Genomic DNA, 11,139 nt, shown 5'->3' with positions numbered 1-11,139 from the left:
CACGGCCGCCCTCAGCTCCCTGCCGTGCAGGGATACAGACCGGGCGCCCCCGCCCCTCTTCCCACCAGGGCCGGGGCGCCCTCCCACTCCCACAACAGCAGCGCGTTGTCGCCCTCGCGCAGCACCGGGCCCGGTACGTACAGCGTGCGCTGCGGCCCCTCGGCCCGATAGCGGCCCAGACAGAACCCGTTGATCCAGGCGAACCCGTGGCGCCAGCCCGGCAGCGCGAGATCCGCGTCACCGGGCCGCCCGGCCACCGTCAGCGTCCCCCGGTACAGCCCCGCACCGCCACCGGCCCCCTCCACGGCCCGGAACGGCACCCGGTCCGTCGCCCCCGCCTCCTCCAGCGCGTCCAGCCGCAGCCCCCGCGACCGCACCCCGTGCAGATACTGCCGCTCGTGCAGCAGCCCGCCCACGATCCCCTTCGACTCGGCCAGCCGCGGCCCGTAGTTGACCCGCCCCAGTGACGCCACCCACAACTCCACCGACGCCGGCCCCGCCACCTCACCCAGCACCGCGTCCTCGCCGTCCACCACGGCCGGCGGCTCCCCGTCGACGCACACCACCGCCCGGTCCCGCAGCCCGCGCACCCGCAGCGGGTACCGCCCCCGCGGCCCCGGAACCGTCACCTGATAGCGGACCAGCCCCCGGTCCACCCCCAGCTCCTCGAACGTCGCCGGACCGGCCGCCTCGACCTCCGCACCGCCGAGTGCCGCCAGCACCTCCCCGGCCGGCGCCCACTCCCCGACCACCGCACGCACCGGCGCCGCCAGTACGGGCAGCGGCTCCGGCACCGGGGGCAGCGGCCCGTCCGCGTACCCGGCGAGCACCTCCCGGAACCGCCAGAACTTCTCGGTCGGCCGCCCGCGCTCATCGACCGGCGCCTGGTAGTCGTACGAGGTGACCGTCGACCGCAGCTCCCCGTCCTGCAACGCACCCGCGCGGTTCGCCCCCGCCCAGCCGCCGAAGCTCGTCCCGCCGTGCGCCATATAGACGTTGACCGAGGCGCCGCACTCCAGGATCTCCCGCAGCGCCGCCGCCGCGTCCTCCGCGGCGCGCGGCTCCTCGCCGCGCCCCCAGTGCGTGAACCAGCCGCACCAGAACTCCATACACATCAGCGGCCCGTCCGCCCGATGGCGGCGCAGCGCCGCGAACGCCTCCCGGGCCCCCGAGCCGAAGTTGACGGTGGCCAGGACACCGGGCACCGCACCCCCACTCAGCATGTGGTCCTCCGGCCCGTCCGACGTGCAGAGCGGCACCCGCACCCCCAGCGCCCGCAGCCGCTCCACGAGCCACGCCAGATATCCGGCATCGCTCCCGTACGAGCCGTACTCGTTCTCCGCCTGCACCAGGATCACCGGCCCGCCGCTGTCACACTGACGCGCCACGACCTGCGGCAGCAGCCGCCCGAACCACGCCTCCACGGCCCGCAGATACTCCGCGTCCCGGGTTCGCACCCGCCGCCCCAGCGGCCCCGTCAGCCACTCCGGCAGCCCGCCGTTCTCCCACTCCGCGCAGATGTACGGCCCCGGCCGGACGATCGCCCACAGCCCCGCCGCCCGCACCGCGTCCAGGAACCGCCCCAGCGCCTCCGGGTCCCGGAACTCCCCGGGCCGCGGCTCGTGCAGATTCCACGGCACATACGTCTCCACGCAGTTCAGGCCCATCGCCCGGAGCATCGCCAGCCGGTGGCCCCACTGCGCCTCGTGCACCCGGAAGTAGTGCAGCGCACCGGACAGCAGCCGCACCGGCCGCCCGTCCACCGTGAAGTCCCGCTCGCCCACCGCAAAACGCGCCACGTCGCCCCGCCCCTGTGTCGTCCCGCGCCGCCGGCACCGCGCCGTGGCCGCCTGGGCGCCGACGGGCCGGGCGGGCACGGTCACCGATACGTCATCGGTCACCCTCGCCCTCTGGCGGTGCGCCGGTCCATGGACAAAGATCGACCCTGCTTGGACGGTTCGACGGAGCGGCACGGAGAGATACGGAGCGACGGGAGGCCGGGCGTGTACCACACCTGGATGCGCTACTTCACGCCGAACCCGGTCCACCGCCGGCTCGGCCTGGTGTGCCTGGGCGTCGGCCTCCAGCACGGCGCCCTGCCCACGGTCGGCCCGCGCACCCTCGACCACCACGTCGCCATCGTCATCAGCGCCGGCCGCGGCTGGTACACCACCCCCGACGGCCGCCGCCACCCCGTCACCGCCCCCGCCCTGCTGTGGATCACGCCGGGCGTGGTGCACCACTACGGGGCCGACGCCGAGACCGGCTGGGACGAAAGCTTCGTCGACTTCACCGGCCCCGCCGCCGCCACCTACACCGAACTCGGCTACATCGAGCCGGACCGGCAAGTCGTACCGCTCGCCGACACCGGACCCGCGCGGGCCGCGGTCGGGCGCATCGCACGCGCCGCACGCCGCGGCAACCCCCTGCTCGAAGTCGAGACCTCCGCCGCCGTCCACGAACTCCTGGTCGCCCTGCGCCGCGCCCGCGCCGACACCGACGCCGACGGCGACCCCGTCCTCCAGGCCCTGGCCCGCGACGCCTTCCTCCCCCTCTCGGTCGCCGAACACGCCGCCCGGCACGGTATGACCCCCGCCGAACTCCGCACCGCCGTCCGCCGCGGCGCCGGCTGCAGCCCCAAGGACTACCTCCTCGGCATACGACTGGGCCGCGCCAAGGAACTCCTGGCAGGCACCGAACTCCCGGTAGCCGCAGTAGCCCGCCGCGTCGGCTACGACGACCCCGCCTACTTCAGCCGCCTCTTCACCCGCCGCGTAGGCACCGCCCCCATCCGCTTCCGCGACCGCCAGACCCACAACGTCCCCGGCGGCTGGTCCACGAAGATCCCCGACCCGAACGATCCGCCGTTGGTCAGCGGCTGGAGCGGGTGAAGCTGCGCAGTGGCTTGGGCCGGTGCGGGTTGCCGGTGGCTGGCCGCCGGTGCGCCTACGGCTTGTGGATGGTGGGGTCGGAGGGGACGCCCGGTACCCCGTCCTCGGCGCGGGCGGCCCTGGTCCCAGAGGTAAGGCACCCCGGCGTTTGCTCCAGTCCTGCGGGCGGGGCACCGGGCATCCCGTCCGCCCTCCGTCTGTGCGCGGCTGTCCCGCCGTACGGATCACCGTTACGGCAAGGCAGCGGCATCTCTTGGCAGGCATCTGGTCCCCGCAGGCTGGGCGCGGGCCGAGGTGCGGTCTTTAAGGGACGGTGCCACCGGGCCGCGGTCGGCAACGGGGGACGGTCGGAGGGGATGTACCGGGGCCCGCCCGCAGGACCGGAGCAAACACCGGGGTACTCAATCCCACATAGCCGCGTCGCCCGCGCCGTGGGGGCACCTCCCGGCCGGAGGCTGGGGGAGGGTCCCGGTGCGTCCCCTCCGACCCCCGCGGCAACCACAAACCCCGCAACGGCACCAGCCACAACACAGCCGCAGCAAAACGCCACAGCCACCCCCGCAGGGGCGCGAGGAACTGCGCGCCCAGCCACAACGCACCCGCAGACAAAAAACACGCACCCCCGGCCGCAGGCCGTACGGCAGCATGGCCCCATGCCCCAACTGACGCGCGACGAGGCGCAGACCCGAGCCCGACTCATCGACGTCCACCGCTACGAGGTCGCCCTCGACCTCACCCGAGGCGCGGAGCGGTTCGGCTCCCGGACGGTCATCCACTTCACCGCGCGCACCGGCGGTGACACCTTCGTCGAGCTCAAGCCCGCCGAGCTGCTCGCCGTCACCCTCGACGGCCGCCCGCTCGACCCCGCGGCCCTCGACGACAACCGCCTCCCGCTGACCGGCCTGGCCCCCGGCGCCCACGAGCTGCGGCTGGACGCCACCATGGACTACTCCCGCACCGGCGAGGGCATGCACCGCTTCACCGACCCGGCCGACGGCGAGAGCTACGTCTACACCCAGCTGTTCATGGAGGACGTCCAGCGCGTCTTCGCCGCCTTCGACCAGCCCGACCTCAAGGCCGTCTTCGCGCTCGCCGTCCAGGCCCCGGAGGACTGGACCGTGCTCGCCAACGCCCGCACCGAGCACCTGGGGGAGGGCCGCTGGGAGGCGGCCCCGACGCCCCTCATCTCGACCTATCTGGTCGCCGTCGCCGCCGGCCCCTGGCACTCGGTCCGCACCGAGCACGCCGGACTGCCCTTCGGCATCCACTGCCGCCGCTCGCTCGCGCCCCACCTGGACGCGGACGCCGAGGAGATCCTCGACCTCACCCGCCGCTGCTTCGACCGCTACCACGAGATCTTCGAGGAGCCGTACCCCTTCGACTCCTACGACCAGGCCTTCGTCCCCGAGTTCAACGCCGGCGCCATGGAGAACCCCGGCCTGGTCACCTTCCGCGACGAGTTCGTCTACCGCTCCGCCGTCACCGACACCGAACGCCAGACCCGCGGCGTCGTGATCGCCCACGAGATGGCCCATATGTGGTTCGGCGATCTGGTGACGCTCCAGTGGTGGGACGACATCTGGCTGAACGAGTCCTTCGCCGAATACATGGGCTACCAGGTGCTGGCCGAGGCCACCCGCTTCACCGACACCTGGACCGACTTCGCCGTCGCCCGCAAGGGCTGGGGCTACGACGCCGACCAGCGGCCGTCCACCCACCCCGTCGCCCCCACCCCCGCGGACGTCCCCGACACCGCCTCCGCGCTGCTGAACTTCGACGGCATCTCGTACGCCAAGGGCGCCTCCGCACTGCGCCAACTCGTCGCGTGGATGGGGGAGAAGGACTTCCTCACCGGCATCAACGAGCACTTCGCCCGGCACCGCTTCGGCAACGCCACCCTCGCCGACTTCCTCGACTCCCTCGCCCGCGCCACCGACCGCGATGTGCACGCCTGGGCCGCGCGCTGGCTGCGTACGACCGGAGTCGACACCCTCACCCCGGTCGTGCAGGAGGCCGCGGACGGCAACTGGAGCGTGTCCGTCGAGCAGACCGGAAGTGACGACGGCACCCGCCCGCACCGGCTCACCATCGGGCTCTACGACCACGACCACGCCGCCACGGGCCGCCTCGTGCCGCGCGAACCGCTGTCCTGGGACGTGCCCGACGGCGGCTCCCACACGGGCACCGGCGGCCGCCCCGCGCTGCTCCTCCTCAACGACCAGGACCTCACCTACGCCAAGGTCCGCCTGGACCCCGTCTCCTGGGACACCGTCCTCGGCGCCCTGTCCGGCCTCCCCGACCCGCTGACCCGCGCCGTCGTATGGAACGCCGCCCGCGACATGGTCCGCGACGGCGAACTCGCCCCCACCGCCTACCTGGACGCCGCCCGCGCCCACCTCCCGCACGAGACCGACCTCGCCCTCGTCCAGGGCGTCCTCGCCTTCGCCCGCACCCAGATCGCCGACCACTACCTGCCCCACTCCGAACGCCACGGCGCCCTCACCACCCTCACCGCCCTCAGCCGCGACATACTCCGCCGCACCGAGGGCCCCGAACACGGCACCGCGGCAGGACTGCGGCTCACCGCCGTACGCGCCTTCATCGACAGCGCCACCACCCCCGCGGGCATCCAGGACTGGCTCGACGACGGCAGCGTCCCCGGCGGCCCCCGCCTCGACCCCGAACTGCGCTGGCGCATCCTCGGCCGCCTCGCCACCCTCGGCGCCACCACCCCGGAGGCAATCAACGCCGAACTCGCCCGCGACCCCAGCGCCACCGGCCGCGAGGGCGCCGCCCGCTGCCACGCCGCGCTCCCCGACCCGGCCGCCAAACAGGCCGCCTGGGACGCCCTGTTCACCACCGACGGCGCGGCCGCCCTCTCCAACTACCTGTTCACGGCCACCGCCACCGGCTTCTGGGCCCCCGAACAGCTCGACCTGCTCCGCCCCTACGTCGACCGCTACTTCGCCGAAGTCCCCGCCCTCGCCGCCGCCCGCGGCCCGGCCCTCGCCACGGCCGCCGGCCGCTACGCCTTCCCGGCGCCCTTCGTCGAGGACCACACCCTCCGGCTCGGCGAGACCTGCCTCACCGACCGCGACCCGACCCCGGCCCTGCGCCGTAAGCTCCTCGATCAACTCGACGACCTGCGGCGGGCCCTGCGGGTACGCGCCGCGGCCGGCCGCGCCTGACCGCCGGCTGAACGCACCGGGTGCCGCCGGACCGGCAGCCGGCGGCACCCGAACATCTGCGGTGCACCCGTACCACTTACGGGTGGTATGACCACGACATCAGTGGATACGCACCGTACGGGGAAAGTAACTTAGGGCCGCCTCAGGGCTCGTCCGTACCGGACCGCGGCCCGAACTCCCCTGACAGAAGAGCACATTGATGCCTGTGCCCCCTGCCGGCACCGCCCTCGCAGGCGGCACCAACGGCCCCCGCGCACTTCGCCCCCTCCTCGACACCGTCCTCGACGCCCTCACCACCGGCGCCGAGGACCGCGCCGGCCCCCTGCCACCCGGCGGCCCCGAGAAGGTCGCCCGCACCGTACGCGACGCCTGCCACCCCCTGCTCCCCGACCACGGCAGCGGCCCGGTCGCCGCCCTGCGCACCCTCGTCCACACCCTCGCCGCCGGCGCAGCCGACCCCGCCGACCCGCACTGCGCCGCCCATCTGCACTGCCCGCCACTGGCCGTCGCCGCCGCCGCCGACCTCGCCGCCGCCGCCCTCAACCCCTCCCTCGACTCCTGGGACCAGGCCCCCGCCGCCTCCACCCTCGAAGCCCTCACCGGCCGCGCCCTCGCCGCGCTGGTCTACCCCCAGGCCACCGACCCCGACGCGCTGATCACCACAGGCGGCACTGAATCCAACCAGCTCGCCCTGCTCCTCGCCCGCGAAGCCGGCGCCCCCGACGGCACCGCGACCGACCCCCACCGGCCCGCCCGCCCCCTCCGGATCGTCTGCGGCGCCAACGCCCACCACAGCATCCACCGCGCCGCCTGGCTCCTGGGCCTCCCCGAACCCCTCACCCTCCCCACCCCCGACGGCATCCTCACCGCCGACACCGTCCACAGCTGCCTGGCCAACCTCGCCGGACGCACCGGCCCCGTCCTCCTCACCGCCACCGCAGGCACCACCGACTCCGGCGCCATCGACCCCCTGCCCGCCCTCGCCGACGTCGCCGAACAGCACGGCGCCCGCTTCCACATCGACGCGGCCTACGGCGGAACCCTCCTCTTCAGCGACACCCACCGCGCCGCCCTGCACGGCCTCGCCCGCGCCCACACCGTCGCCCTCGACCTGCACAAACTCGGCTGGCAACCCGTCGCGGCCGGTCTCCTCGCCGTCCCCGGGCCCGCCACCCTGGCCCCTCTCGCGCACCAGGCCGACTACCTCAACGCCGACGACGACACCGAAGCCGGCCTCCCCGACCTGCTCAGCCGCTCACTGCGCACCACCCGCCGCCCCGACATCCTCAAAATCGCGGTCACCCTCAAGGCCCTCGGCCGCCACGGCCTCGGCGAACTCGTCGACCGCACCCTCGCCGCCGCCCAGACCCTCGCCGACCTCATCGAGGCCCACCCCCGCTACGAACTCCACTCCCGCCCCACCCTCAGCACCGTCCTCTTCCGCCCCACCGGCGCTGACCACACCACCCTCGCCACCATCCGCCGCACCCTCCTCACCGACGGCCAGGCCGTCCTCGGCCGCGCCACCACCCCCACCGGCCTGTGGCTCAAGGCCACCCTCCTCAACCCCCACACCCAACCCGGAGACCTCAGCACCCTCCTCAAACTCGTGGAAGGCCACACCCCCAGATGAGCAGCACGCCACACCCCCAAGGCCCCCTCACCCACGACACCACGAGCCCCGACGAACCCCTCGACCTCGCCGGCATCGGCGTCGGCCCCTTCAACCTCTCCCTCGCCGCCCTCGCCCACCCCCTCACCCAGCTCCGCACCGCCTTCTACGACCAGCGCCCCGCCTTCCACTGGCACCCCGGCCTCCTCATCGACGGCGCCACCCTCCAAGTCCCCTTCCTCGCCGACCTCGTCACCCTCGTCGACCCCGCCAGCCCCTGGACCTTCCTCAACTACCTCAAGACCCGCGAACGCCTCTTCCCCTTCTACTTCGCCGAGCGCTTCCACATCCACCGCGCCGAATACGACGCCTACTGCCGCTGGGTCAGCGATAAACTCCCCACCCTCCACTTCGGCCACCAGATCGACGCCATTCGCTGGAACCACGAACGCGAACTCTTCGAAGTCGACTTCACCCAACTCGACACCGACGGCGAAGCCGAAGCCCTCGGCCGCACCTACGCCCGCAACCTCGTCCTCGGCATCGGCACCACCCCCCACATCCCCGTCCCGCTACGCCCCCTCGCCGACGCCCCCGCCGTCCCCGTCATCCACTCCGCCGACTACCTCGACCACCGCGAACGGCTGCTCGCCGCCGACCACCTCACCGTCATCGGCGCCGGCCAGTCGGGCGCCGAGATCTTCCTCGACCAGCTCCGCGCCCGCCCCGCCGGCCGCGAACGCCTGCACTGGCTCGCCCGCACCCCCGCCTTCGCCCCCATGGAGTACAGCAAGCTCGGCCTCGAACACTTCACCCCCGACTACACCCGCTACTTCCACGCCCTCCCCGAACGCGTCCGCGACGACCTCGTCCCCGGCCAGTGGCAGCTCCACAAAGGCATCGACCACGACACCCTCGCCGCCCTCCACGACGAGCTCTACCGCCGCACCCTCGACGGCGGCTGGCCCGATGCCACCCTCACCCCCGGCGTCTTCGTCCGCACCGCCGGCCGCGTCGGTACCACCAAGGTCGAACTCCACCTCGACCACCTCCAGCAAGGCACCCGCTCCCGCCTCACCACCGACGCCGTCGTCCTCGCCACCGGCTACCGCGAACGCCGGATGGACACCCTGCTCGCCGCCCTCGACCCCTACGTACGCCACGACTCCGGCGCCCGCCCCCGCATCGACGCCCACCACCGGCTGGTCCTCGACCCCGCCATCACCGGCTCGATCTACGTCCAGAACGCCGAAACCCACACCCACGGCGTAGGCGCACCCGACCTCGGCCTCGCCGCCTGGCGCAGCGCCACCATCCTCAACTCCCTTACGGGCAACACCCCGTACCCGCTCCCCACCCGCACCGCCTTCACCACCTTCGGCCTCCCGCAGTCCACTACGAGCCGCGCGGGCACGGTCCCCCGCCAGGGCTCCACCCTCGTGCCCCGCCGCTGACCCGCACCCGCCGCCGCTCGGGGGTGACTTCCCGGCCCCCGGCCCGGACTCAGAACACCGGCACCCCGTCCCGGGTCAACTTCCAGTCCACCGAGGCGAATTGCGCCGGATCGATCTCCCCGGTCCCCTGCACCCACCCGATCATCAGATTCCGGATCTCGTCCGACGTCGACCACACCTGCTCGGCAGCCGCCACATGCGGGAAATTACCGCCACCGCTCGCCCGGTAATTGTTCACCGCCAGCACGAACCGCGCCGCATCATCCAACGGCTTCCCGCCGAACATCAGCTGCCCGATCCGCTGCCCCGCCGGCTTCGCGATATCGACCTCGTACGACACCCCACGCACCACGTCGTAGTTGTAGTCCGGAACACCGTCCGCATTCGTCACCTTCGACGGATCCACCGGACCCCCACCGGCCGGCGTCCGCACGTAATACCGCGCCGAGAACTCCAGATACGCCCGCAGCTGAGCACCCGTCAACACCCGGGCCTCCAGCGTGTTGTCGAACGGATAGAGCGCCGCCATCGACCGGATCGTCACATCCCCCTCCGGCACCCGCGCGGTCCGCGAAAAACACGACGCCTGCGACACCACCGGCAACGACGCATACGCCGACCCCGCCAGCGCCTTGCGCACCACCTCCGCCTGCACCCACGCGATGAAATCCAGCAGGGGCGTGTCCCGCACCGGCGCCTCGGCCGCCGTCATCTCCGCCTTCGACCGGCCGATCACCCGGTTCACATACGCCACGACCTTCCGGTGCTCCGCCCGCAGCAGCCCAGTGATCCGCGCGTCCTCCGCCACCGCATTCGCCTTCATGACCCGCGAACCGAGCGAACCCACCTCCCAGCGCCCCCGACGCCACTCGACCACCACATCGAAAAGCGTCAGCCGCTGCCCCCACTTCAACGGCTCCGACAGCACCACCTCCCGGCCCGACCGCTCATTCCGCACCCGCCGCTCGGGAACCTCCACATGCGCATGCCCCACCAACACCGCATCGATCCCCGGTACCTGCTCCGCCACCAGCGCCGCCGCATTCTCCACATACGGCAGCTGATCCCCGTACGACGACGTACCGCTCATCCCGGAATGCGCCGCGACGAACACCACGTCCGCGCCCATCGACCGCAGCTTCGGCACCCACTTCGCCGCCTGCTCCACCAGCCCCGGAAACGCCAGCTTCCCCTGCACATGCGCCTTGTCCCAGATCGCGATCCCGGGATTCGTCAGACCCAGCACGGCCACCGTCACCACCCGCCCCCGAGGTGACCGCAAACGCTTCAGCACATACGGCCGGAAAGCCGGGCGCAGGGATTTCGCCTCCACCGCATTCGCCCCCAGCAGCGGAAAATCACAGCTCTCCTCGAACTTCCGCAGCACCGGAATCCCGTAATTGAACTCATGATTCCCCAGCGCCGCCGCGTCATAGCCGATCGCATTCATCGCCCGCGCCATCGGATGCACCGGACCGTCCGGATCCGTGATCGGATCCACCTTGGCGTAGTAATACGCCAGCTGCGTCCCCTGAATGGTGTCACCCGCGTCGATCAGCAGGGTGTGCCGCCGGCCTTTCTCCCGCCGCACCTGGTTCACCAGCGTGGAAATCTTCGCCAGCCCCACATCGTTGTGCGCCGCGTCATCGAATTCCGCATCCGTGGCGTAGTCCCAGTTGAAGATATTGCCGTGCAGATCCGTCGTGCCCATCACCGTGAACGCATACCGCTCCCGACAGTCGTGCCTGTGCCCGCCTGGCTCCCGGGCCGTCACCGCCTCGGCCGTCGGCGCACCGCCCACGAGGGCCACCCCCGCTCCCGTCACCACAGAACTCCCCAGGAACTTCCTACGGTCGAGCGACATACCCACTCCCTCGGACGAACGCGGAACCATGCGGACGAACGCCGCCACACCGGTGGACAACGCGCGTAGATTCTGGCGCAGCCGCCCCGCCCGGAACACCCCTCACACGCGGCGGCCTGACGACCCGCCA

The 11,139-nt window shown here is 72.7% G+C and carries 6 protein-coding genes; 4 read left to right on the top strand and 2 right to left on the bottom strand.

The features are described 5' to 3' along the window. Positions 1-11 precede the first annotated feature (11 nt). A complete protein-coding gene (locus tag QT196_RS10455; RefSeq protein ID WP_290356635.1) occupies positions 12-1,799 on the bottom strand; it encodes a beta-galactosidase in 1,788 nt (595 codons plus the stop codon). Between the two features lie 204 nt (positions 1,800-2,003). On the opposite strand from QT196_RS10455, the gene QT196_RS10450 reads away from it, so the two are divergent. The 4 genes from QT196_RS10450 (at position 2,004) to QT196_RS10435 (ending at position 9,145) form a co-directional block, all read left to right on the top strand. Continuing rightward, on the top strand, positions 2,004-2,891 hold the full coding sequence (locus QT196_RS10450; protein WP_290354791.1) for an AraC family transcriptional regulator: 888 nt from the start codon (positions 2,004-2,006) through the stop codon (positions 2,889-2,891). A 653-nt stretch (positions 2,892-3,544) separates the two neighbouring features. Next, positions 3,545-6,079, top strand: coding sequence for an aminopeptidase N (gene pepN, locus QT196_RS10445; protein WP_290354790.1), 2,535 nt, complete (start codon positions 3,545-3,547; stop codon positions 6,077-6,079). 199 nt (positions 6,080-6,278) lie between these two features. Next, the gene (locus QT196_RS10440) at positions 6,279-7,712 is read left to right on the top strand and encodes a pyridoxal-dependent decarboxylase (protein WP_266730265.1); all 1,434 of its coding nucleotides are present in this window, start codon (positions 6,279-6,281) and stop codon (positions 7,710-7,712) included. Next, positions 7,709-9,145 (top strand): SidA/IucD/PvdA family monooxygenase, encoded by a 1,437-nt coding sequence (locus QT196_RS10435; protein WP_266730263.1) that lies wholly within the window; start codon positions 7,709-7,711, stop codon positions 9,143-9,145. Before QT196_RS10440 ends, QT196_RS10435 begins: the two co-directional genes overlap by 4 nt. Positions 9,146-9,194: 49 nt before the next feature. Here QT196_RS10435 and QT196_RS10430 read toward each other — a convergent pair whose 3' ends face one another. Then, positions 9,195-11,009 (bottom strand): 5'-nucleotidase C-terminal domain-containing protein, encoded by a 1,815-nt coding sequence (locus QT196_RS10430; RefSeq protein ID WP_168483672.1) that lies wholly within the window; start codon positions 11,007-11,009, stop codon positions 9,195-9,197. Between the last annotated feature and the right edge of the window lie 130 nt (positions 11,010-11,139).

The sequence above is a fragment of the Streptomyces sp. P9-2B-2 genome (assembly GCF_030406865.1).
Lineage (GTDB): Bacteria > Actinomycetota > Actinomycetes > Streptomycetales > Streptomycetaceae > Streptomyces > Streptomyces platensis.
Note: the sequence above shows the minus strand (reverse complement) of the source record. Positions and strands in the feature narration are given on the sequence as shown.

Excerpts from the sequence above, each read along its gene's own strand:
- pepN (WP_290354790.1), top strand. The coding sequence starts at position 3,545 with ATGCCCCAACTGACGCGCGACGAGGCGCAGACCCGAGCCCGACTCATC.
- QT196_RS10440 (WP_266730265.1), top strand. The coding sequence starts at position 6,279 with ATGCCTGTGCCCCCTGCCGGCACCGCCCTCGCAGGCGGCACCAACGGC.
- QT196_RS10435 (WP_266730263.1), top strand. The coding sequence starts at position 7,709 with ATGAGCAGCACGCCACACCCCCAAGGCCCCCTCACCCACGACACCACG.
- QT196_RS10430 (WP_168483672.1), bottom strand. The coding sequence starts at position 11,009 with ATGTCGCTCGACCGTAGGAAGTTCCTGGGGAGTTCTGTGGTGACGGGA.